Genomic DNA, 23,727 nt, shown 5'->3' with positions numbered 1-23,727 from the left:
ACTGACCACGCCGACCCTCGGGACGGCGGGGTCAGTCTGTGTCAGCGAAGAAGGCGCTGATGTTGTGCCACATGAAAGCGTCCTTCCACTCAGGGCGGCCTTCGGCCCAGCCGCTCAAGGCGGCGATCACCTTCTCCTGAGAGATCGTCCGGGTCTGATAGTGCTCCGCCGCGGTCCCGTCGCGGAATTCAAGCTGGTAGGTGTTGTCGTCCCTCAGCCACACCTGGACATACCAGCCACCATCCGCCTCATCGTCGAGGCGCTCGACGATGACGAAGGCGTTGCCCCGGCCGAGGTTCGCCACCATCCGGCTCAACGCTGACGACTTCGGGTTCCCCACACGCCGACCATGTTCATCTCTCGCTTGCAGCATGCCCCGATCATCACCCACGGGTCTGGCGCGGGTCGAAGAGCAACCAGTCGTACTCCGCCTCGCTCACCACTGCCCTCAGTTGGTTCACTTCGTGAACCAGCTGAGGCGAAGAGCGGGTCTGAGGAAAATTCGAGATCCCCATCACGCTGACCAAACCGCATGTACTTGTCGATCTTCGCGGCGAGGACCTGCGCGGACTCGAAGCAGTTGTCGATCTCCACGAACAGCAGCGGCACCCCGTCCTCGGGCGCGGTGATGACGATGTCCGCCTGGGCGCCGCCCTTGCCCGGGTTGGACCAGGTGCCGGTCGCGGGCAGCGCCACCTCGGTCGCGTAGGAGGCGATGGTGCCCAGCCCGGCGCCCCGGGCCTGAAGCTTGTCTGCAAGGAGATTTTTGGGCGGCAGGGAACCACCAAGAGGTGTTCAAGCGCAAGGATGACAGTTTGACGCCGACGGTCATGATGCTGGGCGTTGACGGGCCTGCGGGCAGTAGCCACAACGCGTCGTGCACCAAGGTGAAGGGCATGAAGGTGCCGGCTGGCTTACTGGATTACCTGTGCCCGACCAGGAGGGCAAGGCGTACAGCTTCCGTGAAGTGGTCAGCCAGAACGGCACCCAGGTCACCTAAAGCGTGCGGCGGTCAAACCCTGACCCGGCGTGCTGCCCCAGCGGTGACGAAGTCACCTACCAGCACACATGGCAGAACCGCCAATTGCAGTACACGGCGTCCGTGGAGAGTGGGCAGTAATCGATGTCGCTCCGACACGTGGGTTCTGCCGGACCTCACCGGTCGCGGGTGCCATCCGCGCACTCTGGGGCGTCGGCGCCGGGCAGTGCCTCGGGCCAGGCGGGGTCGGTCAGTGGGGTCTGGCGGTGTCGTACGGCCGAGTTACGGAGCTGCATGGTTGCCTGGGGCAGGTAGGGGCTGTCCGCGAGCCACCGGAGCGCGTCGTCGCGTACGGGGTCGTGGCGGCGCAGGGCCACGGCCAGGTCGAGGACGTTGAGGAGCATGCGCTCTGGGCCGCCCGACAGCCCCCGTACGAGCCGTTCGAGGTCGGCGTAGTCGGTGGCGCGGACCAGGTGTCTGAGGGGATGCGGCCAGCGATGCACCATGCTCTTGACGTGGTGGCCTTCGTGCTTGCCCTGCTGTGCCGTTCTGGCGGCGACCAGGGTGGTGAGGTTGACCGCGGCGGAGGGTTCCACCAGGCACAGGCGTTCCACGAGGAAGCCGGTGGTTGAGATCGCGGTCGTGGTGTCGGCGGCGCGGACGGCTTCCGTGGCCCTCTCGATCGTGTGCGCGCGTTGGTCCGCCTCCCCGATGGGTGCGAAGCGGCACAGGCAGTGGAAGCGCAGTGCGGCAGAGGCGGGTGCGCGACCGGCCTGGGAATGGCCGGCGGGGAGTTCGGCGATCGGCGCCAGCGCCGCGTCCAGCCTCTCCCAGCCGTCCTCGCCCTCCGGGCCGGCGAGTTCGCTGACGCCGTGGGCGTTCCACCGGGCCAGGGCCTCCAGGCCCAGCCTCCGCTGCGTCGGGTTGAGGTACTTGGTCAGCAGGTCGGCCTGTGCGGTGAGGGACGGCCGCTCGGCAGCCCGCAGCCAGACCAGGCCACTCCACAGCCGGAGCGCCGCCTTCTTGGTCTCGTCGTCGGGGAGGGCTTGCTGTCCGGTCCACAACCGCTCGCACCAGTCGGCCAGCTCGGGACCATGCCGCATCAGCAGAGTGTGGGCGATGTCGACGTGGGGGTGGTCGGCGGCCTGGCTGATCAGCTTGGCCAGCCAGGGGATGTCGGCCAATGCGACTTTCTCGTCCAGGGCGTGCGCCACGAGGTCGGGGTGGGCCGGGGCGTGGTCGCGCAGAGAGGCGTGCAGGATGGAGTTGACCGCGTTGCGCTCTGGCTTGCCCCAGGTGCCGCCGTCGCCGTAGGACGGCCAGTCGTTGGCCCCGCGGGACAGTTGCTGGGTGCGTTCCTGTTCCAGGGTCCGCCATCGTCGTAGGGCCTTCGATTCCCGCCCGCGGCCGGTGGTGTCGGTGGCCGCCATCGGCGCGAGGAGGCGGGTGGCGCTGTCACGCATGAGGAACGCGCGGTCCAGACGGTCCGGTTGCCAGCCCCGGCCCCCGTCCCAGGCGTCCTTGACGACTTCCCGGGTCTCGGCGGCGGGCAGGGGGTGCAGGCCGCTGGCGGCGAAGCGGGCCGCACGGTGCGGGCGCGTGCCCGGCGCCCGCTCGCCCATCTCCTTCAGCTGCCGCGCGCACCAGTGCCGGGCGGAGCGAGTCCCGGGCTCCTCGCCCGGTGAGCGGAGCAGTTCGGGCAGCAGGGTCTCCGCGACGTCGTCGATCTGGTCGCTGACGCCGCAGCGTGCCACGGCATGGTCCAGGAACTCGGGCACCCCGCTCTCGGCGGTGCGCAGGCGGGCGCCGAGAGCGGCGACGCGCGCCCGGATCCGCATCTGCGGGCCGCTGAAGACGCCGCCAGCTCCCACGAGCTGGTTGAACACGGTGACGGGCGGCTCATCGGCGAGGGTCTCGGCCCAGTGGGCGGCGAGCAGGACATGGGCCTCCTGCCGCTCGCGCTCCTCACTCTCGTAGCTCTCGGCGTTGGCCTCCCGGCTCGGGCCTGCCAGCACGGTGCCGAAGGCGGTGCCGGCCTTGCGGACGAATGCCGCGGGGCGGTTCTGGCGGCGGATCCGGTCCGGATTGCCGAGCTTCTCAGCCAGCACGGCGGCACGTTCGATGAGCGTGTCCCAGCCGCTGAGGTGGCGATGGGCGCTGATGGGCGGAATGCACTGCCACAGCCAGCGCGCGGAGCGGTGGTGCTCGGCGAGGTCAAGCAACTCGGCCATGCGCGCGGCAGCCCAGTCCGGCTCGGCCGAGGCCATCGCCGTGACGAGGCGCACGGCGTGATTGCCGTGGCTGGTGGCCTCCTGCACGGGCAGGCCCACCAGCCAGGACCACAGGCAGGCCTGCTCAAAGCAGCAGTCCCGAGGCACACCCGAGCCAGGCACGTGGTCGGCGCACGCCTGGGGACGGGTGCACAGGTCCCTCAGTAGGTCTCTGACCGCGGTGGCCGCCCCTCGTCCGTCGTCCTTCCCGTCCATGCCCGCGAACCGGCACAACAAGTCGAGTGCCTTGCGCCGAACCTTCGGCAGCCGATGCTGCTGGAGGATGACGAAGATGTCCTCGGTGACGCGTCGGGGGTCGGTGTGGTGGCGAGTGGGCAGCAGCTCCATCATGGTGGTGACGAGGGCGAGCGGCGCTTCGGACAGGAAACGGTGCACCATCCCCTTGACCGCGTGCGGTACGGAGGGCAGCAGGGCGTAGGCGCGCAGGGCGGTGTAACGGAGGTAGTGGTTGTCGCTGGTGAGGAGCTGCTTGATGAGGTCGGCGGCCGCCGGGCGGGCCGCCCGTTCGTCCCGGACGCCTTGCACGATAGCCTGCTCCGCGATCACGGAACGCAGGAAGTCGTCCGGGGTGGCCTCCAGCCGTCGGCCCAGCTGCTCGAAGATGTCCGGTTGCTGGCGGGCGTTCACCAGGGAGACCAGGCAGCGCCCGGCCGCGTACTCGTACAGCGTCTGGTGGAAGAAACGGGTGCTCGCCCCGTCGTGGCCCTCGCTGCCTGTCAGGACGTTACGGCGGTGCAGAGCGGTGAGGGCGGCGGGAGCCGTGAGGGGAAGCGGGCGCGGGGCCGCGGTGCCGAGCAGCCGGACGGCGTGCGCCGAGGTGACGGCGACACCACCATCCCGGAGCATAATCCTCGCCACGCCCTCGGCCGCTGGTGACAGATCGTCGGCATCGACGATGCCGGCGCTGCCGTGGCGGCGGTCGCCGACCACGCGTTTCGTCCAGTAGGCGTCGTACAGCCCCGCGGCGTCGATCTCCGTGGTCGGCACCTGTGGGGCGTAGACTTCGAACAGCATGCGCAGGGTGAGTGGCCGGGCCACGACCTCCCGCATGGGCAGGCCACGGACGGCGGCACCGATAACCGCGTCGTACGCCTCCCGGCGGCGTGCCGCCGTCTGATCGCGGTAGTAGTGCGCGCAGTACGCGTCGACGACGTGTTCGGCCTCTCCGCCGAATCGGAAGTCGCCCAGTTCCTGCACGGAGGACGGTGTCGTGCCGAGGACGTCGTACAAGAGGACCTGGTCACGAGTGCGGCAGGAGATCACCAGCGGCACCCCGTACTCCGCGCAGCAGTCGACCAGTTCGCGGCACACGGCCCGCCCGTGATCGTCGGTCAGCAGCACGTCCGCGCTGTCGAGGAGGACGACCACTGATGCGCGGTACATCGGCTGGTGCAGCAGTCCGTCGAAGAGGGTCAGCAGGTCCGTCGTCTCGCGGGGCAGCAGCAGGTCGTCGGCGCGGAGCAGCAGCGGCTGGCAGTGCACGCGCCGTTCGCCGTCCTGGGGCTCTGCATCCTCTCCGCTGCGAGGGTCCGGGAGGGAAGAGCGACCGGTAAGCCGCGTGGTGAGGTTCCACAGCAGGCTCGTCTTACCGGTGCCGGGTTCGCCCAGCACGAGTTCCACGCGGGGTGCCCGGTCCGTTCGGGCCAGGCCGGTAAGCAGTCTCCGGGCGAGTCGCTCCTCACAGCCCCGGGTGATGTAAACCTGGCTCAGGCTGACGTCGGCTTCGTCACTGAGCCGGTCGGCCGCTCTCAGCGCGGCCGAAGTGGCCGCCTCCAGCTTCTTTTTGCCTGCCCAGCCGCCACCACCTGCGGTGCGGGACGGCGGCAGTAGCTGGCCGACCTTCTTCAGCTCACCGGGCTGGGGGCCCAGGATGTAGCCGCGGAAGGGGGGTTCCGTGCACAGGTGGGCCACGGCTTCCACGAGTGCCTGGCGGTCACTGCCCAGTTCCGCGTCCGGTTGTCCGAGTTCCGCGTACAGCCGCTGGAGCGTCACGGGGTGCACGACCGTCAACCGGCCGGGCTGCCGGGGTTGACCGTTTCGTTCGCGGGCCTCGCGGTCCTTCCTGAGCTGCCGGCGGAGCAGTTCCCGCCAGGCGTCCGACGCCTGTTGCTCGTCCAGTTGCTGCTTGGTGCGCAACAGCAGCAACTGGTAGTCGATCAGCTCCTTCAGCAGCCGTGCTGCCCTGACGCCGGGTGGGGTGCCGGGGCTGCTGTCCCGGCCGGTCGACCGCGGCGTACGCCGTGTGTTCCCTGATGCCATCGAGACCCCCATGCCCTACGGAACGCCAGGGTAGAGCAGCGTAACGGCCGCGCGGCACCACCTTGTCTGCGCCTGACCTGGATTTCATTTGGTCCTCTCCGCTCTGACCAGCGGGTTTTCCTTCTTCTCAGACACTCACCCCGGAACGCTTCGCCCCCTGTAACGACCTCAGCAGCATCGGTCACACGCCGGCTTCCACCGGGGTGTGGCCACGCCTCGCCGATCGACACCTGGTGAGGTACTCATGTTCCGTCCGTTCCGATCCGTCCTCTCCTCATGCGCGGGGTGCCTTCGTCGACTCACCGGCTGCGGCTCGCCGCTGCCGTCCGCTCTGCGCCACCTGCTGGACCACGCTCCGGCTCTCGCCGAGCTGTGGACTCACCCCGTTGCCAAGCTGGTGACGGACCTCCTGCTGGACAAGGGTTTCCGGCTCCACGTGCTCGTCGTCGCCTCCCTGGTCCAGGCGCGCGTCCATGCCTGGTACGCGCGCCTGAGGCACAGGAACTGACACCCACGGGCCGGGCCTCGGCACGAGGAGGGCTCCACGTCGTCGCCGGATGAGATGCGGAGCCCGCCAACGGCGGGGCCGTACGCGATCGCCCTCTGGCTCCCGGAGGGCGATCGCGAACCGGTCACCAGTCGGAGCGCCGGTTAGGTCTAGCGGAGAGCAGCACTGCGATCGCCGCGATGGAGATCAAAGGAGTCCTCGACACCGGCACTGGCCGGGAACTTTGTGCATCTCTCGGCTGGCCCTTGGCCGGCCACCAGGCGTGTCGTGGCGCCGGGCCAGGTAGCTGATCATTCCGAGTGAGAAGCCGGTCTCCTCGGCGAGCTCTCGGCAGGTGCGTCCAGCGGCCCGTTCGGCACGGAGCCAGTCGAGATCGATCTGGCGCCACCGGGTCGCTTTGCCCTCGCGCGTCATGCCGTACTCGCGGTCCAGGACCTTGATGGCCTCCTCGTTCACGTCGGCGTGCTTAGCGATCCACTTGAGCGAGCGGTACTCCTCGAGGTAGAGGAGGGCAAACTTGTCCCCTGGGAGCGCGGCGCGAGCACGGCGAACGGTCGCTCCTCTCTTCCACTTCGCGGAACTTTTTTGGGGGGTGCCGGCTGCTCCTGCAGGACGAACCGGACAGCACCATGGCTGACGCCCAGGCGGCGGCCTGCTTGAGCTGTCGTCAGGGATTCGTCCCGGATGAGGCGGTGCAGCAAGACCACGGAGGGCCGTCCGACTGCCTGGCTGCCCGGCACCCACGGTCCAGGGCCACCGGCCTCCCAGCCCGGCGAACGACACGATCCATCCCCCACACCCCCGCCCGCTTTGGAGTGGCGCAGCCGGGCCAGAGCCGTCAACATCGCGCCCGGTTGTTCATGGGCGTCGTGCGAAGCGGTAGATCGCGTACGTGACGCCGAGGACGACGTCCACGGCAGCCCAGAGAAAGATGATCATTCCGACCCCGATCGCGGTACCGACGCTTTCGGCGTCGTTGCACGTCTGGCGGTCGAGCGTTCCGCAGTCCTCGGGGGTCCCAGATCCTGAGGCGGCCCCGGTGATGATCCAGATCAGGAAGATCACCTGGATGGCGAGGAAGACCCAGAGGAATATCCGCGGTCTGCGCCTGCGCGGCTGTCCCGCCGCGGGCGGCGCAGGGGTCCCCCACTGGGGCTGGGGTTGTGCATTACTCATGGCACATCACGCTTCGTTTACTGCTCGGTGTCGCTACCGGTCGCCCGGCGTCAACGTGGTTGCCCTTCGAAAGGACGGATCGTTCATCCCAGGCTGCCTCCGAAGGACCCGCTCATCGCCTCGGACTCACTGATCTGCAGGGTCCCGCGGTGGGTGACCTCCACCTTGTAGAACCCTTCGCCCGCAGGCACGTCAGGGACGATCAACTCGAAGCTGCACGCGGTCCCCGTCTTGGTCGACTCGCCCAGGGCGCCGGTGGCGATGACCGTGCCGGAGGCGTCGTAGACCGTGACCGCCGCGCCTTCGGTGATGTCGTCGAAACCCTCGCTTCCCTTGCAGCCGCCCTCGCCGTCGCTGACCGCATTCCTGGTGAGTAAGAAGGTGCCGGTCAGTTGGAAGGCGGTGGGTGTCGGGGAGGGGCTCGGTGCCTGGGTGGTCGGCGACGGCAGAGGGCTGACGGCCTCGGGAGACGGCCCACCCTTGTCTGTCAGAGCCCAGATGACGCCGGCCCCGCCCGCACCGATGACGATCCCTGCCACGAAGGCCAGGAGCAGGTTCCGGCGCTCACGCGCCGGTTTCCTCGACGCCGCTGCAGGAGGAGGCTCACCAGACCCGTCCATTACCTCAGAGTGCGCTTCTCCGCTCGTGTCCGCACGCCAGGGGCGCCCTGCCAGGACGGCTGAAATGTGAACGTCCGCGCCTCGCTCCCCTCTCGGGGTGTGGTGGAGAAGGGCTGGCGCTCGCCGCGGTGGCGAAGCAAGCCGCGCCGTCCTGACCTGAGCTGCTGCTCGTCGCCCCCGCCCCACCCCATCGGCATGGAGAGGGGCGGCGTCGTGCGGGGTCAGCCTCGGCGGCGGAACAGCCCCCGGAGCTTGCCCGACTCCTGGCCGTGTTCCTGCTCCAGTTCCGGGGGCGTGGCGGCCGCGAGGCGAACGGCTTCGGCGGCCTCCTCGCGGGCGACGTCGACGGTGCGGCACAGGCCGCACACCGACCTGTCACCGGCCCGGACGGCGGTCCGGTGCACGGTGATCTCCTCCCAGCGCTCGTCGCTGAACCTCCGCCCACACCGCGTACACCCCGGGCGCTGCGCCTCCCGCTCGACGGCCCGGCGCCGCTTGTCCTCCGCATCCGCGCGGGCTTCCTGGGCGCGGTAGAGGGTGTGGCCGTCGGGGTTGTCGAGCGCGTCCGTCAGCGTCTGCTCCCCGGTCCGTCCCAGGCGCCGCCACACCGCCGCGTCGGCGCCGTGCTCCGTCAGCTGTTCCAGGGTGGTGACGACAACGGGGACCGCCTGGCGGTGGTCGAGCGCGGTGATGGCCTTCTCGTAGAGGGAGTCGTACCGGCACGGCGCCCAGTAGCGGCGGCCGGCCTCCTCCAGCACGGCGACCGTGTTGGCGACCTTCGCTTCGGTGGTGTCGGCGAACACGAACGCGAGGGGGACCAGGCCCTCACGGCCGGTCGGCGGGTAGACCCGCCGCCACAGCCGCTGCTCGTGGTCGACGTGCTCGATCGCGTCCGGCCGGGAGCGGACCAGGTCCACGGTGCGCTTGTCCGCGTCCCTCGGCAGCAGCCGGCCCCACTCCCAGTACCGGCGCAGCTTGGTCACCAGGTCGTGCGCGTCTTCGGAGCGGCGGTCGACCTCCACCAGTATCACCGGCACCCCGGCCTCCGGCGGCCGAACACTTGATCAGATGTTGATCACCGGCTGAAAGATCTCGGAGAACTCGCCGTTCTCGACCAGTCCGGCAATCACGTCGGTCATGCTGTCGATGCCCGGATTCCTGACGATCAGGCCGTCCGAGACCCACAAGTACCGGCCCCCGAGGGCCTCATCGGTCCCTGCCCAGAGTGTCATCAGGCGCTCGACTGCCGGCTGGATCGGTGACGGCTGGGGCTACAAGTACCTTCTTCTCCGTGACGACGCCACCGGCGACCTCTTCCGCTCCCACGCCACCCCTGACCCCGGCAACCCCGCCAAGATGAATTTCGCCACCTGGGGACGCAACCTCCTGAAGGTGGGCAGCGGCTTCAAGGCAAACACCTACCCCCAGATCGGAACCTCCGGCGACCTCGACGGCACCCGCGAAGGCGTCATAGACGGCGACAAGATTATGGACCTGTGGGCCCGCAAGGCCGACAACACCGTGCTGGGGTGGCGGGGCAAGGGCACCGCCACCAACCTCACCGGCTTCGAAGCACCCTTCGTCATCGAAGGCATCAACAACGGCATCCGTATCGAACCCCAGACGGTGATCAAGTCGGGCGACTCCATCGTCGGTCAGTCCTCGACCCTCACCATGGGCACCGACGGGAATCTGATCATCACCAACAAGACCGGCGCCAAGGTCTGGAACAGCATCAACGGCACCGCGGGCGCCTTCGCACGCGTCGAGCAGGACGGCGACATCGTCGTCGTCAACGCACAGAACCAGGTGCTGTACACGACGAACGTCGGCACGAAGGAGGGATTTGCCGTCCTTCAGGACTCCGGTGACCTCGTCGTCTATAACGACAAGAGCCAAGCGCTCTGGTCCAGCGGCACCTCCGCCCGCCACGACTACAACCGCGACGGCCGCAGCGACATCGCCGACTGGTACGACTACGGCGACGGCCACGACGAGCTCCACACCTTCACCACCGACTCCGCAGGAGCCTTCAAGCCACCCATCCACGCCTGGTCCAGCCCGGCAGGCAACTACTGGGCCGAGAACATGAAGCGCACGACCGGCGACTACAACGGCGACGGAGTAGGGGACGTCGCGGCCTTCTACGGCTACGAGGACGGCCGGATGAACCTCCGCACGTGGACCGGAAAGGGCGACGGCACGTTCAACGCCCCATTCGTCTCCTGGAGTATTCCCGCCGGCTACTGGAACTTCGACGCCATCCAGGTGCAGTCCGGCGACTTCAACGGAGACGGCCGCGACGACATCGCCGCCTGGTACGCCTACGGCGACGGCCAGGACAAGCTCTTCACCTTCACCGCAAACGTCAAGGGAGGATTCAACTACCCCTTCTCCTCCTTCTACCGCTCTGACGGCTGGGAGGTGGCTCGCATGAAGTTCGCCACCGGCGACTTCAACCGTGACGGCCGCACCGACATCGGCGCCCTCTACGGCTACACCAACGGTGAGGTCAAGCTCGTCACCTTCCCGGCCACGCCTACCGGCGGCTTCGCCGACCCCATCCACGGATGGAGCTCCACGGGCTGGACCTTCTCGCAGGCCAGCATCCACGCCGGAGACTTCAACAACGACGGCCGCGACGACATCGCGAGCTGGTACGACTACGGCGACGGCCACGACGCTGTCATCAGCTTCAACCCCAGCGGCCCCAACGGAGAGTTCGGCACACGGACTCAACTCTGGACCGGCGAAGCCGGCCGCTTCTGGCGCCAGAACATGAAAATCGTCACGGGTGACTACAACGGAGACGGCCGCGACGACATCGGCGCCATGTACGGCTACGAGGACGGCCGAGTCAAGATGCTCACCTGGCCAGCAGGTCCGGGCGGATTGCTGTCGGATCCCATCCACAGCTGGGAGGCTCCGGCCGGCAGCTGGACCTTCAGCAGCGTCCACATGATCGAGAGCTACAGCCCCGCGTAGCGAACCGGCCGTGAACCGGTGAGAGCGGTTCCCCTAGCGTCCAGGGCCGCCACCGGCCAGATCCGGTGCGCGCCTACGCATCACGGGATACCGCTCGACCGACAAGAGGGGCCGCTGAGATACCAGCGGCCCCTCCAAGGCGCTACAGGCCCGGCGTTCGCGTCGTCGCCTGCCGTGCCCCGTATCGAGGCACGGACCAGGTACCCCGCCGCATACGGCGCCTGCAGCGCATGGGGCGTCTCGGACCATTGCGCCCCCGGCCAGCATGAACAGAGCACCCCGTCGCCATGCCTCAGTGGCAGGCGTCCAGGCTTCGTACAACCATCCGCTCACCCATAGGTCTTAGCAATCGAAGGCGCATGACGCGCCTGATGTCTTCAGGAGGAATGCACGTGCCGCAGGCCCGTTCTCGCCGGCGACGGCTCAACACCGCCGTCACCACCGTTCTCGCCGTCACCCTCGGGGCCGGTGTGCTCATAGCCCCGGCCTACGCCGCTCCGGCGGGTGGATTCGTCGCGGCGGACGCGGCCGACACCGACGCGGACCTGATCCGCTACCCCGAGGACGGTGAACTCCTCGGGGCCGGAGTGACCGGGTTCCTCACCCGCGGTGCCGACGGACAGTCGGTGTTCCGGCGGTACGCGGACGGCTCCGGGCATGCCTACGACTACGGCGCCGAACTGAGCTCGACGCGGACCAGCGACTTCGTCGTCGTGTGGGAGCCGGAGACGGTCACCCAGCACAACCTGAGCACGAACAGCACCCTGGAGGTGGCGATCGGGGACACGGCCACAGGCTCGCGGTACGCCGGTGCGGCGGGCGACGCCGTCTTCACCGCCCTCACCACCGAGACGGGCACGGTCCTGCGCAGGCACACCGCGGCAGACCCCGACGGTACCGCCGTCACCGGACTTCCCGCGGGCGCGACCGCACTCGAGGTCGTGCAGGGCACGCCCGAACACGGCATCGTCACCTTCGTCCAGGGCGGCACGTACAAGTGGGGCATGGTCGACCTCGCCACCGGCGCCGTCACCGCCGTGAAGACGCGCAGCTCCGTCGTGGGTGACATCGCCGTGTCCGCGGCGCGCACCGCCTGGGTCGAGGGCGAGGAGACGGACCTGCCTCCGCGGGTCTTCGCCGCGGACCGGACCACCGGCGCCATACAGCAGGTCCCGGGCATCTCTGAGGCGACCTTCGGCAGTTTCCACGTCGGGCTGGTCGGCGACTGGGTCGTGTACGGGCAGAGCGGGGGCATGGCCCAGTCCCGGACCAGCGTCCACTACCCGCTGACCGCCTACAACCTCAGCACCAAGGCGTCGGTGAAGCTGTTCGACCACGCCTACCAGATCACGCCCGCCCCCGACGGCAGCCTCTACGTGCGCGGCGGCATCGTCGGGCAGGGCGAGGGCCTGTACCACGTCACCGGTGGCGGTGTGAAGCCGCAGGTCGTGAAGGTCGCTACGACCGGTGCGCCCACCGAGATCGTCGCCACTGCCGTCACCGTGCCCGGCGCGGTCCTCGACCTTGACCAGAACCACTATTTCGGCTTCCGTTTCGCCCTGTCCCGCAGGACGGGCGACGTCACGCTCTCCGTGCGTCATGTCCGTACCGGCAGGACCACGACCGTCGAGGCGTTCTCCTCCGGCACCGACGTGCGGCTCCCCTGGGAGAGGTACGGCGAGACCGGGGCGCACCCCAACGGTGACTACATCTGGCGGCTGACGGCCACGCCGGACAACGGGATCGGTCCGGCCGCCGTCCTCACCGGCGCCTTCAAGGTCGTGCGCAAGAGCCAGCCGCACGACTTCAACGACAACGGCTCTCCCGACCTGATCACCCGGGACACCGGCGGCCGCCTGTGGCGCACGGACCTGCTCTACCGGCCGATCGACGCCTTCTGGGGGCTCAACGAAGGTGCGCCGAAGACGCTTCTCGGGGCGGGCTGGAACGTCTACGACCGGATCGAGGCAGCCGGGAACCTGGGCGGTTCGGCGGTCGCTGATCTGCTGGCGCGGGACAAGTCCGGGGTGCTGTGGCTGTACACGGGCAACGGCACCGGGAACTTCGCCACGCGGATCAGGGTCGGCGGTGGCTGGCAGGTGTACGACAAGATCACCGCCGGCAGCGACATCACCGGCGACGGCCGCACCGACGCCCTCGCCACCGACAGGTCCGGGGTGCTGTGGCTCTACCCCGGCACCGGAAACGCCAACGCCCCCTTCAGCACCCGCAAGAAGATCGGCGGCGGCTGGAGCACCTACAACGACATCACCGCCGTCGGAAACCTCGCCGGCGGCCCGGCCGGCGACCTCGTCGCCCGCGACAAGACCGGCGTGCTGTGGCAGTACCTCGGCAAGGGCGACGGCACCTTCGCGCCCCGTACGAGGATCGGCGGCGGCTGGAACGGCTTCAACTCCCTCATCGGCGCCGGCGACGCCGACGCCGACGGACGCGTCGACCTCATCGGCACCGACACCCACCTCGACACCCCCAGGCTCTACAAGGGCACGGGCGACTGGAAGGCATCCCTCCGCACCGCCGAGCAGATGTACCTCGACCACGACGGCACCCTGAACCACGTCCTCTGACTCACACCCCATCCGGCCGGAGAGCGGGGAGTCCGGGAGCCTCCGGGCTCCCCCTCTCGCGTACCCGAGAACCAACCAGGGCCATCGAGCACACTGATCGGTCACCACTGAGACGCCGTGGCGGCCCGACGGAGGAGCGCCCCGTGGAACGACTCCTCCACGGCGCTGGTCTTGCTTCCGCATGCGTTCTGGCGGTCAGTTGGCGTGGGCGGTGATGTCGCCGTGGGAGGTGGTGGCGCGGATGGTGAGGTCGGCGCCGGTGCCCTTGGCGTTCTGCAGGGTGTTGTGGATGCGGCCGTAGGAGGTGCCGGCGTCGAGGGTGGCGGCGGTGCCGCGGGCGGCGCCGACGGTGATGGAGCCGGACTGGGTGGCGAGGACGACGGTGCCGGTGGTGGCCTCGGTGATGCGGAGGTCGCCGCGGGCGGTGGTGAGGTCGGCGGGGCCGTTGAGGCGGCCGATGGTGATGTCGCCGTCCTGGAGGGCGAGGCGGACGGTGGCGGCCTCGTCGAGCTTGACCGGGCCCTGGGCGCTTTCGTAGCTGACGTCGCCGAGGCGTCCGACGCCGCGGAGTTCGGCGCCGGCGGCCCTGGCCTGGACGCGGGAGCCGGCGGGGAGCTGGACGGTGACCTCGACGGCGCCGGAGGGGCCGAAGAGCTGGTTCTTCGCCTCGGGGGCGGTGATGGTCAGGACGCCGTCGGCGTAGGTGACGGTGGTGTCCTCGGCGGCCTTGACGTCGCGGCTCTTGCCGGGGCGGGCGGGGCGGATGTCGACGGTGGCGTCGGCCCGGTCGGCGGCGATGAAGCGGAGGTGGCCGGCGGGGATGTCGACGACGGTGGTGATCGGGGCGGTGGTGGCGAAGGTCTGCATGGTGTGGCTTCTCCCGTGGAGTCGTGGTCGGCGTTTCCGACACGGGAAAAGCTACGTTGCTTTCCAGAGTGTGACAACAAGTGCGTTGCACTGGAATGGCATCAGTACAGGTCAACGTGGGAATTTCATTGCAATGACGGCTGGATTGATGCAACGACATATGCCACAGCGTTGCAATAGTCGGATAGTGAACGTCGCCGCCGGCAGTGCCGAGCGCAGAGCGCGTCTCACTCGCTACCCACTCCCCCACAAGGGAAGATCGCCTGACCGGCTAAAGGGTGTTGCAGAAGGTCCGCTTCGGGCAGGCCGGAGGGGTGTTTGACCTGTCGGTTCACCCGGTACGGGCGAGGTTGTGCATGGCGGCGACGGCCTGGACGGCATGGTGGAGGCCGTCGCCTCTTTGACGGCAGTCGCGCAGGATCTTCCAGTTCTTCATCCGGGCAAACGTGTGCTCGACACAGGCCCTGACCCTTCGGTGCTCGGCGTTGTCCTCCTCCTGCCCGCGCAGGAGGGGCGGCCGGCTCTCTTCCGGTGCGGAACGATCAGGCCGGTGCCGAGGTAGGCGCCGTCCGCGATCACGGTCGTTCCCGCCGCCACGGCGGGCAGGTCCGACTCGCGCCAGACATGTGCGTCGGCCTTGTTGCCCGGCGCCGGCCGGGCCGCCGCGATGACCAGGCGGGTGTCGGCATCGATGATGACCTGCACGTTCGCCGAGAACCTGTAGTTGCGGGACGAGGCGCCGACCTTCCGGTCGCGGACCGGGATCAAAGTGCCGTCCACGATCCACAACCGGTCGGTGTCCGCCATCGGCCGCGGAGCCCGCTCGAGTGCCAGCAGCGGACGGAGCCGCTGGATCACCCGGCAGACCGTGGCGGGTGAGCAGCCGAACAGCGGCGCGAGCTGCCGCATCGTGAGGTTCGTGCGGTAGTACACGGCCACCAGCAGCACCCGGTCCGGCAGCGGCAGACACCACGGCCGGCCACCACCCGGGCCGTTACCACCTCGCTCCCGGACCACCTTCACCAGCTTCACGAACCGGTCCATCCGCAAGCCCGTGAACGTCTCCACCCACACCGGCTCAGCCCGCAACACCCCACCCATACAGGCAAAATGCCCAGAACTGAGCCTTCTGCAACACCCTTTAGGGTCTGTTGCGAAAGTGGATCTTGCTCGTTCATGATCACGTCCTGTGGGACGTGGAGATCTGACGAACGGCCAGTGGGCCCGGCTTGAGCCACTGCTGCCGCAGGGCATCAAGCCGGGCCGGCCGCAGGTGTGGACGCGGCGGCAGTTGATAGACGGCATACGTTGGCGGACCCGCACCGGCGCCCCCTGGCGCGATGTGCCCGAACGCTACGGGCCGCGGGACCGGGTCTACGACCTCTCGACGGCTCGGCGGGCAGCGGGATGACTGCCTTGCGCTTGGTGCTGTACGCCTCGTAGGTGTCATGTTGACGCAGCTGATGAGCGTAGCCGTCGGGATCTTGGCGGTGAGGTCGAGCGAGGTCACGGTGACGGCGTTCTGGCGGGGGGGCGTTGCGCACGACGGTGCCGGCCTCCTTCATGCGGCTACGTAGGTGTAACCCGAGAACGGTAGGTGCCGAGTTCGGGCAACAGATGCTGATCAAGCGGGTCCAGAATGTTGTCGAGTTCTGAGAACGGCTCGCCGAGAAGCGGCGTTGTCAGTGGGTGCTGCCAGGGTGTGCTTCGTGGATGAACTGGTGGAGCGTGTCGATTGTCAAGATCGTGTCCTGGGGGTGGTCACCCGTCGGCAGGCCATCCGGGAGGGCTGGCTGCATCGAATCGCTTCGACGGTGTGTCGTGATGAACGTGGTCGGATCCTCGTCCATCGGCGGTCGGAGCAGCTGTCGCGCTTCCCCGGGCTCTATGAGGTCATGGTCGGTGGCGCCGTGGGTGTCGGCGAATCCTATGAACAGGCCGCCGGGCGGGAGCTGGCCGAAGAACTGGGCATCCGTGGTCTGCCGCGCTTGTTGTTCGCGTTCATCAACCGCAGCGGCCTGAGCCCTCACTGGCTCGGCGTGCATGAAGCCGTGATTCCGGGCACGGTGACCCGCGATCCCGATGAGGTCGCCTGGCATGGCTGGCTGACCGAGTCCGAGCTTCACTCGGCCCTGTTGGAGTGGCGCTTCACTCCCGACAGCCACGAGGCCTTCAGCCGGTATCTCGTGTTCCGGACCACGCACTCCTGACCGGACGCAGCGACAGGCCGGCCTTGGCGTCACGGCGATCGCCGCGTACAGATCGACGTCGTGAGGTCGGCGGTGTGACGGTCTGGGCCCGGAAGAAGGGCCGCCCTGCCTGTGGTCGGGACGGGCAGGGCGGTGGCTGCCGGGCGCTCATGCGCGACGGGGCTACGCCCGCGCCGCGGGGCGAGGACCTGACCGGGACGAGTGGCTCGGTCGTGACGGCGATTCCGGCCGGCGGCTACGGCGAAGTGCTGGTGTACCTCGCCGGGCAGCCGGTGAAGTACGCCGCGAAGTCCGCTGCGCCGGTCGCTCGTGGTGCCGAGGTGTGGGTCGAGTCCGTGCTCTCGCCGACGTCGGTCGCCGTCCGTCCGGTGGAACGCTGACGCCTCCGCCGCTGCCCGCTTTTTCTCTTCTTGGTTCCGATCGAAGGGGGTCTCGTCATGAGCCCTGTCCTCACCGCTGTGGTGGGCATCGTCGTTCTGCTCGTGCTGCTCGGTCTCGTCGTCATCACGCGTTACAAGGTCGCCGGGCCCAGCGAGGCGTTCATCATCACCGGCCGGCGCGGCAAGCAGACCACTGATCCGACCACCGGGCGGGTGTTCACCGACAACAGCGGCCAGAAGGTCGTCGTCGGCGGCGGGTGGGGAGGTCGGACAGGGGCCACCGGGCGGTGTCGACACCTCAGGCGCCTAACTCGTCAAGCGACGGTCCCCTGCCCGACTGGGACGCCGAGGAGGAAGAGATCGACCGGCGCGTCACACAGCTCGAAGCGATCAACAAGCATGTGACGGGAGAGATGGTTGGCCCGCCGTGCGGCCCGCTTGCCTATCCGGCGAGAGCAAGGTTGTGCATCCGTGCAATACCGAGCATGGCGCGGTGAACGCCGTCGCCCTTGAGGCGGCAGTCACGCAGGATCTTCCAGGTCCTCATCCGGGCGAAGACGCCGGAAGCTCGGTCTGGCCGCGTTCGCGGCGGTGCGGGATGACGAGGCCGGTGCCCGGGTAGCCGCCGTCGGCGATCGTGAGGGTCTTGCCGACGGCTGCCTTAGCTCCGGATTCCTCCCATGCCTTGCAGCCGTTGCGGTTCCCGGCGAGCGGCCTGCCGACCACGACGACCGGGCGGGTGTCGGCGTCGATGACGACCTGGTGGTTGGTGGAGTATCGGTAGATCTTCGACTGCTCGGCGACGCCCGGGTGGGGACCAGGGTGCCGTCCACGATGAGCACGGTGTCCTTCGCGAACAGCTTGCGGGGCTGGAGCGCGAGCATCGGCCCGAGGTCGTCGATGATCCGGTCCGCCGCCGACTTCGATACCCCGAACAGCGGGGCCAACTGCCGCATGGTCAGGTTGGTTCGCCAGTAGGCGGTGACCAGCAGGGTCCGGTCTTCCAGCGGAAGGCTCCACAGCCGGCCCTTGCGGACCGTGTCCGCACCTGCGTGACGCAGCACCGTCACCAGCTTCCCGAAGGCGCGCGGACTCAGCCCGGAGAACGGGTCTATCCAGACACCTCACGTTGCTACGCACGTCCTCGAACATCGCGCGCCGTGGAAGGGCGTCTCGGTGTGCGGATAGCCTGCCCCGACAGGGGAGGTTCCATTGTTGAGCGAGAGCGACGCGCGCATCCTGACCGAAGGACTCATTGGCGAGTACTTGGCCGTCACCTCAGTGACGCAGCGGCACGGCAAGTTCTACGTCTTCTACAACGCCGCCGACGGGGGCGACGGGATCGGGGGGAACGTCCCCCTGGAAGTCGATCCTGCGACTGGCCAACACCGCTTCATCTCCATCGACGAGTACTTCGAGCTCAACCTCTGACCGGCCGCCCGCCCGTCAGGCAGCGCTGACCGTGAGCTCCGGCAGGGCAGGAAACGCCACGAGCTCATCGAAGAGCTTGCGTTTCTGGAGGCAGTGGTAGATCTGGCCGATCATGCGGTTGAAGAGGTTGCGCTGGGCAGCGACGTGCCAGTCTCTGCGGTCGCGGCGGTGCCGCTAGGTCGTGTCTTCAATTGATCTTGAGTGGTGGATCATGGTCGGGTGATACGTCGCCATGAACTGTCCGATGCCGAGTGGGAGTTCGTCCGGCCGCTGCTGCCTGCGCCCTTGCGGGGCCGGAAGCGGTTGGACGACCGAAGAGTCCTCAACGGGATCGTGTGGAAGTTCCGCACCGGCACCGCCTGGCGGGATGTGCCCGAGAGGTACGGGCCGTGGCAAACGCTGCACACCCGCTTCCGCCGGTGGGCCCTGGACGGGACCTTCGAGCGGATGCTGCGGGCCGCGCAGGCAAAGGCGGACGCGGCCGGGGACATCGACTGGCTGGTGTCGGTCGACTCCACCGTCGTGCGAGCCCACCAGCATGCCGCCGGGGCCCGAAAAGGGGGCTCTGCCCACCGGCACTCGGACGCTCCCGGGGCGGCCTGACCAGCAAAATCCACCTTGCCTGTGACGCCTTCGGCCGCCCGCTCGCCTTCGTGGTCACGGGCGGGAACACCAACGACTGCACGCAGTTCACCGCCGTGATGGACGCGATACGAGTGCCCCGCATCGGCCCCGGACGGCCCCGCATCAGGCCCGCCCACGTCCTGGGCGATAAGGGCTACAGCTCCAAAGCCATCCGCACCTGGCTGCGACGGCGCGGTATCAGCCACACCATCCCCGAGCGATCCGACCAGGTCCGCAACCGGCTCCGGCGCGGCAGCCGCGGCGGACGCCCGCCAGCCTTCGACAAGCAGCTCTACAAGCGCCGCAACGTGGTGGAGCGGTGTTTCAACCGCCTCAAGCAGTGGCGCGGCATCGCGACCCGCTACGACAAGACCGCCGAGTCCTACCAAGCAGCCGTCACCCTCGCCTCGCTCCTGATGTGGGCGTGACATTGAAGACAACTCCTAGTGGGCTTTGGCGCCGGGTGAGGCGGTGATCGAGGAGAAGGCCCAGAGACACCTCACGTTGCTATGCCGTCAAGTCGCTGGGGTCCGGACCTCGAACAACGACGACCTCGCGGATAGCCTTGCGGCATGACCGAATCGGCCCCTTTCCAGCGCTTCTTGCCAACGTGGGAACAGGTGGCCGCGCTGCGGGACTTCATCCATGGACGGACGTACGCTGCCGCGGCTACGACCATCCGGCTCAACGGGGAGCCGCCTCCGGCTCCGGGTTCTGCACTCGCACGCGTGAGTGAGGTCAACGGAGCCCTCTATGAAGTGACGTCCCAGTTGTGCCGTCGACTGTACGGAGAGCTTGAGAATGCTGCCCCTGGCCCCGTCGTCGATGCATCGTGGGATGCCCTCCTCACGATCACCGCAGCCTGGCGCGATGACCCCGAACTGCCAGCTTGGGTGAGCGAGCTGCTGCCAGTTCAGCGGCATTGACTACAAGCTCGGGCGAGCCAGGGAACGCGGACTGCTCGTCGAAGAGCTCGCGCTTCTGGAGGCAGTGGTAAAGCTGGCCGATCATGCGGTTGAAGAGGTTGCGCTGGGCTGCCGCGTGCCAGTCTCCGGTCTCGCGGCGACGCCGGTAGTGGGCGTCGGCGCCGGGCGAGTGCCGGAGGGCGGCGAATGCCCAGAGACTTCTCAATGCCAGTGAGCCATTTCCAACCTGCCGGCGGGGCCGCGTGTTGTGACTGAGCGCTGCGTTGCCGACTGCGTCCGGGCGAAGCCAGCCACGTTGGAATCAACTGGGCGATCGATCCCGATCATGACAGGATGACGGTTCAGGACAGGGGAGGCGGGACGGTATGGGGCTGGACTACAGCTATAAGATCTTCATGCCCCCTCGGAACGTTGCGAGAGCGCTGACCCGGCTGGCCGTGCTCGCCCCCCAAGGCCGCGAGACGCCGCCGCTTCCGGTGACCCTGCCGGGCGGAGAGCAGGTGATCGTGCCGTTCACCTCGAAGTTCAAGAGCGAACCGGTCGACTGTTCGGCAGGCGGCTCGCTCGAACTGGACACCTCGATCGTCGTCGGCGTCGACGACGCGGTGCGCGAGGTCTTCCTCCGCGATTCCGACAGGGTCGACGAGCAGGGACGGGTGTCGGTCGGGTACATCTACCTGACGGTCAGGTTCTCCCCCGCATGGCACCCGAACTTTGCGTCACTGCAGTTCACCGCCGCTACCTCGAGCATGAGCCGGATGTTCGTGCAGTCCGCAAGCGTCAGGAATGTCTTCACCGACCTCACCGCCACCACCGGTGGTGTGTGCTGCCTCCTCGACACCGAGACCGACATCTTCGACATCTGCTGGCTCAACGGCGAGACGATCAGTGGTGAGACTGTTCCTGGCACCCGTTTCTCGGGCTTCCAGGATCTCGTCGCCGCCTGGCGCGAGCCGGTGGAGTAGAACGGGGACGGCGCCCGCACGGGGATACGCCGCACCTGCCCGGTCAACGCTCAACCGGCCAACTGAAGCGCTCAGTCACACGTGTTGGACGGAACTGCGGAACGACGAAGCTCCTGGTAGACGGGTTTCTCGACCAAGATCACCCGTGTCCGCCAGGAGCTTCGCGTGCTTGCCTACCCGTCCTCGATCGACCTGCCCAGTCGCACCCTGCGGTTCCTGACCGGGCGTCTGACAGCCAGGCGGCAAGAGATCGGGACCCGGTGGCGGCGTCTGACCACCGGTCGTCAGGCTCTGCTCGTTCTGGCCCATCTGCGATGCGGCGACACCTACGCCCGGCTCACCGCCGGGTTCGGTATCGGCATCGCGACCGCATACCGCTACATACGCCAGGCCGTCGACGTGCTGGCCGCGCTCGCGCCCACCCTGGCCGAGGCGATGCGCATCGCGCGGACCAAGGCGTTCGTGATCCTGGACGGCACCCTGCTGCCGATCGACCGGATCGCCGCCGACACCCCGTACTACTCGGGGAAACATAAACGCCACGGCATGAACGTCCAGGTCCTCACCGACCCGTTCGGCCGCCTGCTGTGGGCCTCGCCCGCGTCGCCCGGCTCCACCCACGACCTGACCGCCGCCCGCACTCACGGGATCGTCGAAGCACTCACCGAAGCCGACCTCAAGTGCTGGGCCGACAAGGCATACCAGGGCGCCGGCGGCTCCATCCGGGTGCCCTTCCGCGGCCGTCGACTCAAGCGGTGGCAGCGCCGCCACAACAGCACGCACGCCAAGATCCGCTGCCTCGGCGAACAGGCCATGGCCACCCTGAAGGGCTGGCGTCTCCTACGGAAGCTCCGCTGCAGCACCAACCGCATCACAGCGGTCGTCCAGGCCGTCCTCGTCCTTCACCACGCGTCAGCGTGAGGTTGGAAAAGGCTCAGTACGCCAAAGCCACCGGCATCGATCTCAGTGACCTGGCCAAGCTCAAGCGGAAGCGCCCCCAGTACCCCGAGATCCCGTAACTCCACACGACTCTCCAGGCCCGGGAGATGATCTCGCCATGACTGGTGTGATCACGGCATCGGAGCCCCGCTGGATAGGCCCGTTCACCGGACTGAGCCCGCAGCGGTTCAGCGCGCTCATCACCGCTCTGCGGAAGGAGGAGGCAGCCCCGGCACGCAAGGGGCGACCATGGGGTCTACCGCTTGTTCACGACTTCGGGCTCTGACACGGGTTCTGTTGAGGGTCCACGCTGAGTGACTGTTGATCCTCGTGGATCTCCCCGTTGGGTGCGCCGCGCGGAGATCGGACCTTGGCGACGGCCTGTGGGCAATACGGTGCGTCAGTTTACCCTGCGGTCCATGGACCTGGACTTTGAACTTAGCGCACTAGCAGTTCAAGAGGGCCTCCCCGCCCCCATGGTGTGGCGCCTTCTCCAGCATCCAGTGGCTCGCCGCAGGGCGGCACTGCAGCGTCGGGATCTGACCGAAGAACAGATCGAGGAGATCATCGCGCTCGGCTCCGCGCGGTCGCTCGCCGCCAACCGCTGGGTGCCGGCCTCCACCAAGGCCCGCCTGGCGGAGCATCCGGAGCCGGCAGTTCGGTGCGCGGCCGCCGCCAGCGCCACCGACGAGCCGCCCGGACTGCTGGCTCGCCTGGCCAACGATCCCGAGCCCCTGGTGCGGTCGTTCCTGACGATGAACGAGCACCTGCCAACTGAACTCTTGACCCGTCTCGCGGAGGACCCAAACTCCAGCGTGCGAGAGTGGATCCCTCAGCACTGTCGCAACGCCCCAGAGGCCGTGCGCCGGGCTCTGTTCACGGACTCCGAACCGGGCGTCCGCCAGGCTGCACTCGCGCACTGGTCTCCGGCCCTTGATCTGTTGCCCGCCCTCCTCGCAGACCCGGTGACACGCGTCGCCGCCGCGAGGCGCTCACCCCCGACTCCGGAACTGGCCCGCGACCCAGATCCGTGTGTCCGCAGTGCCGTTGCCGCTCATCCTCAGCTCCCTGCGGTTCTCCGCGACTTGCTGGCCGAGGACCCGAACGTCCTCGTTCGCAACGAGATCGCGCGCCGCGCGGACACTCCGCCAGTACTGCGGGAGCTGCTCATGTCCACACTGGCAACGGAGGATCCGACCGAGACCTTCCTCCTGTCGCACCGCAGCCACACGTGCCCCGCACCGGCCGCCGCCCCACCCGTGCTCACCGAGGAGCAGGCGGAAGCCCTCCTCGCCAGAGCTGGCCTGTAGGCCGGTTCCTGAGGCGCCGTCGCCATAGCCCGTCTCACGGCGGCCCTGCACAACTCGGCCGCCCTCGGTGGGCAAGCGGCCCTCAACCCGTACGGTGCTCGTCGTGGGTGTCACAGTGCCGCTGAGCAGGCGGGTGACCGGCGGGGAGCATGCATCCGCCCGGCGGGCGTCCTGGCGCGCAGGCGACTCAGGCACCGCACGGTGAGGGTCGAGGGCGTCGGCCCGGTGGTACTCCATCGCCCGGTGGTGGTGCGGTCCGGCGTGGCCGCGCTCCAGGTCGCAGGACCACGGCACCCAGCCCTCCAGGTCCTGGGGCAGCTTCTCCAGGACGGGGCACAGGTGCTGGTGGTCCTTGTGCCGGAAGCGAATGGCTGACCCGAAGCCGGCCACGAGCTGGGACGCGGGCTCGGCTCCGTACCCTGCCTTCGCGAGGACCCGCTCACACACCGGGCCGATCTGCTCGTAGTCGTACGCGCGACGCCGCCTGACGCCCATCGGGGTGGGCCCGGTCGTAGTCGACCGCGTACGGGTCGTCGACAGCGAGCGCCTTGCAGATCGCGGTGTCGAGGAGGGGGTGGACGAAGTCGTCCTCAGCGACCGGGACGTAGCCTCGGAGCGGCGCGGCGCGCCTGGGGGACACGCCGCGTCCGGCCGCCGGGCTGAGCGGCA

19 protein-coding genes and 7 pseudogenes are annotated in these 23,727 nt (G+C 68.5%); 13 read left to right on the top strand and 13 right to left on the bottom strand.

All coding sequences use genetic code 11. The annotated features are described in order from the left end of the window. Window positions 1-31: 31 nt before the first annotated feature. From ABFY03_RS37595 to ABFY03_RS37585, 3 genes are all read right to left on the bottom strand, one after another. On the bottom strand, window positions 32-307 hold the full coding sequence (locus ABFY03_RS37595) for a hypothetical protein (RefSeq protein WP_346168708.1): 276 nt from the start codon (window positions 305-307) through the stop codon (window positions 32-34). A gap of 5 nt (window positions 308-312) precedes the next feature. Continuing rightward, complete coding sequence (locus ABFY03_RS37590; protein WP_346168709.1) at window positions 313-696, bottom strand: replication-relaxation family protein; 384 nt, start codon at window positions 694-696, stop codon at window positions 313-315. A 459-nt stretch (window positions 697-1,155) separates the two neighbouring features. After that, window positions 1,156-5,529, bottom strand: coding sequence for an NACHT domain-containing protein (locus tag ABFY03_RS37585; RefSeq protein WP_346168710.1), 4,374 nt, complete (start codon window positions 5,527-5,529; stop codon window positions 1,156-1,158). 244 nt (window positions 5,530-5,773) lie between these two features. Here ABFY03_RS37585 and ABFY03_RS37580 point away from each other — a divergent pair, with 244 nt between their 5' ends. Next, window positions 5,774-6,037 (top strand): hypothetical protein, encoded by a 264-nt coding sequence (locus ABFY03_RS37580; RefSeq protein ID WP_346168711.1) that lies wholly within the window; start codon window positions 5,774-5,776, stop codon window positions 6,035-6,037. 186 nt (window positions 6,038-6,223) lie between these two features. On the opposite strand, the gene ABFY03_RS37575 is transcribed toward ABFY03_RS37580, so the two are convergent. From ABFY03_RS37575 to ABFY03_RS37555, 5 genes and pseudogenes are all read right to left on the bottom strand, one after another. Continuing rightward, window positions 6,224-6,493 carry a hypothetical protein gene (locus ABFY03_RS37575; RefSeq protein WP_346168712.1) on the bottom strand — a complete coding sequence of 90 codons (270 nt, stop codon included), beginning with the start codon at window positions 6,491-6,493 and terminating at the stop codon, window positions 6,224-6,226. A gap of 402 nt (window positions 6,494-6,895) precedes the next feature. Continuing rightward, window positions 6,896-7,102 carry a hypothetical protein gene (locus ABFY03_RS37570; RefSeq protein ID WP_346168713.1) on the bottom strand — a complete coding sequence of 69 codons (207 nt, stop codon included), beginning with the start codon at window positions 7,100-7,102 and terminating at the stop codon, window positions 6,896-6,898. 194 nt (window positions 7,103-7,296) lie between these two features. After that, on the bottom strand, window positions 7,297-7,752 hold the full coding sequence (locus ABFY03_RS37565; protein ID WP_346168714.1) for a hypothetical protein: 456 nt from the start codon (window positions 7,750-7,752) through the stop codon (window positions 7,297-7,299). 302 nt (window positions 7,753-8,054) lie between these two features. After that, complete coding sequence (locus ABFY03_RS37560) at window positions 8,055-8,870, bottom strand: hypothetical protein (protein ID WP_346168715.1); 816 nt, start codon at window positions 8,868-8,870, stop codon at window positions 8,055-8,057. A 27-nt stretch (window positions 8,871-8,897) separates the two neighbouring features. Beyond that, window positions 8,898-9,077: pseudogene (locus ABFY03_RS37555) on the bottom strand (hypothetical protein); the annotation flags it as partial. A 112-nt stretch (window positions 9,078-9,189) separates the two neighbouring features. On the opposite strand from ABFY03_RS37555, the gene ABFY03_RS37550 reads away from it, so the two are divergent. Both ABFY03_RS37550 and ABFY03_RS37545 read left to right on the top strand, forming a co-directional pair. Beyond that, window positions 9,190-10,818: an FG-GAP-like repeat-containing protein gene (locus ABFY03_RS37550; RefSeq protein ID WP_346168716.1), complete on the top strand. Its 1,629-nt coding sequence runs from the start codon at window positions 9,190-9,192 to the stop codon at window positions 10,816-10,818. Window positions 10,819-11,189: 371 nt separating this feature from the next. After that, window positions 11,190-13,406, top strand: coding sequence for a hypothetical protein (locus tag ABFY03_RS37545; protein ID WP_346168717.1), 2,217 nt, complete (start codon window positions 11,190-11,192; stop codon window positions 13,404-13,406). A gap of 195 nt (window positions 13,407-13,601) precedes the next feature. Here ABFY03_RS37545 and ABFY03_RS37540 read toward each other — a convergent pair whose 3' ends face one another. After that, complete coding sequence (locus tag ABFY03_RS37540; RefSeq protein WP_346168692.1) at window positions 13,602-14,273, bottom strand: DUF4097 family beta strand repeat-containing protein; 672 nt, start codon at window positions 14,271-14,273, stop codon at window positions 13,602-13,604. Window positions 14,274-14,604: 331 nt separating this feature from the next. Next, window positions 14,605-15,317: pseudogene (locus ABFY03_RS37535) on the bottom strand (transposase). Window positions 15,318-15,462: 145 nt separating this feature from the next. Between ABFY03_RS37535 and ABFY03_RS37530 the strand changes: the two are divergent. The 4 genes and pseudogenes from ABFY03_RS37530 to ABFY03_RS37515 all read left to right on the top strand — a co-directional run. Further along, window positions 15,463-15,681: pseudogene (locus tag ABFY03_RS37530) on the top strand (transposase); the annotation flags it as partial. Between the two features lie 301 nt (window positions 15,682-15,982). Further along, on the top strand, window positions 15,983-16,483 hold the full coding sequence (locus ABFY03_RS37525; protein ID WP_386724003.1) for an NUDIX domain-containing protein: 501 nt from the start codon (window positions 15,983-15,985) through the stop codon (window positions 16,481-16,483). A gap of 140 nt (window positions 16,484-16,623) precedes the next feature. Beyond that, a pseudogene (locus ABFY03_RS37520) lies at window positions 16,624-16,863 on the top strand (hypothetical protein); the annotation flags it as partial. A gap of 57 nt (window positions 16,864-16,920) precedes the next feature. After that, window positions 16,921-17,121: pseudogene (locus ABFY03_RS37515) on the top strand (flotillin family protein); the annotation flags it as partial. Window positions 17,122-17,305: 184 nt separating this feature from the next. On the opposite strand, the pseudogene ABFY03_RS37510 reads toward ABFY03_RS37515, so the two are convergent. Further along, a pseudogene (locus tag ABFY03_RS37510) lies at window positions 17,306-17,978 on the bottom strand (transposase family protein). A gap of 100 nt (window positions 17,979-18,078) precedes the next feature. Here ABFY03_RS37510 and ABFY03_RS37505 point away from each other — a divergent pair. The 3 genes from ABFY03_RS37505 (at window position 18,079) to ABFY03_RS37490 (ending at window position 19,844) form a co-directional block, all read left to right on the top strand. After that, window positions 18,079-18,294 carry a hypothetical protein gene (locus tag ABFY03_RS37505; protein ID WP_346168719.1) on the top strand — a complete coding sequence of 72 codons (216 nt, stop codon included), beginning with the start codon at window positions 18,079-18,081 and terminating at the stop codon, window positions 18,292-18,294. A 222-nt stretch (window positions 18,295-18,516) separates the two neighbouring features. Continuing rightward, a protein-coding gene (locus tag ABFY03_RS37495; protein ID WP_428838207.1) for an IS5 family transposase occupies window positions 18,517-19,346 on the top strand; the annotation gives its coding sequence in 2 pieces (ribosomal slippage) (window positions 18,517-18,871 and window positions 18,871-19,346; 831 coding nt in all). Window positions 19,347-19,490: 144 nt separating this feature from the next. After that, on the top strand, window positions 19,491-19,844 hold the full coding sequence (locus tag ABFY03_RS37490) for a hypothetical protein (RefSeq protein ID WP_346172373.1): 354 nt from the start codon (window positions 19,491-19,493) through the stop codon (window positions 19,842-19,844). Here the strand turns inward: ABFY03_RS37490 and ABFY03_RS37485 are convergent. Beyond that, window positions 19,771-20,079, bottom strand: a pseudogene (locus ABFY03_RS37485) (hypothetical protein); the annotation flags it as partial. The gene ABFY03_RS37490 and the pseudogene ABFY03_RS37485 sit on opposite strands and share 74 nt — an antisense overlap. 130 nt (window positions 20,080-20,209) lie before the next feature. Here ABFY03_RS37485 and ABFY03_RS37480 point away from each other — a divergent pair. From ABFY03_RS37480 to ABFY03_RS37465, 3 genes are all read left to right on the top strand, one after another. Then, window positions 20,210-20,809 carry a hypothetical protein gene (locus ABFY03_RS37480; protein ID WP_346172131.1) on the top strand — a complete coding sequence of 200 codons (600 nt, stop codon included), beginning with the start codon at window positions 20,210-20,212 and terminating at the stop codon, window positions 20,807-20,809. 165 nt (window positions 20,810-20,974) lie between these two features. Next, a complete protein-coding gene (locus ABFY03_RS37475; RefSeq protein ID WP_346172170.1) occupies window positions 20,975-21,730 on the top strand; it encodes a transposase family protein in 756 nt (251 codons plus the stop codon). A 437-nt stretch (window positions 21,731-22,167) separates the two neighbouring features. Then, the gene (locus ABFY03_RS37465; protein ID WP_346172169.1) at window positions 22,168-23,058 is read left to right on the top strand and encodes a hypothetical protein; all 891 of its coding nucleotides are present in this window, start codon (window positions 22,168-22,170) and stop codon (window positions 23,056-23,058) included. Window positions 23,059-23,497: 439 nt separating this feature from the next. On the opposite strand, the gene ABFY03_RS37460 is transcribed toward ABFY03_RS37465, so the two are convergent. Continuing rightward, window positions 23,498-23,698, bottom strand: coding sequence for a hypothetical protein (locus ABFY03_RS37460; protein ID WP_346172168.1), 201 nt, complete (start codon window positions 23,696-23,698; stop codon window positions 23,498-23,500). Between the last annotated feature and the right edge of the window lie 29 nt (window positions 23,699-23,727).

Origin of the sequence: Streptomyces roseofulvus (assembly GCF_039534915.1) — a bacterium.
GTDB classification, from domain to species: Bacteria; Actinomycetota; Actinomycetes; order Streptomycetales; family Streptomycetaceae; genus Streptomyces; species Streptomyces roseofulvus.
This window is presented reverse-complemented; position numbering and strand designations above follow the sequence as displayed.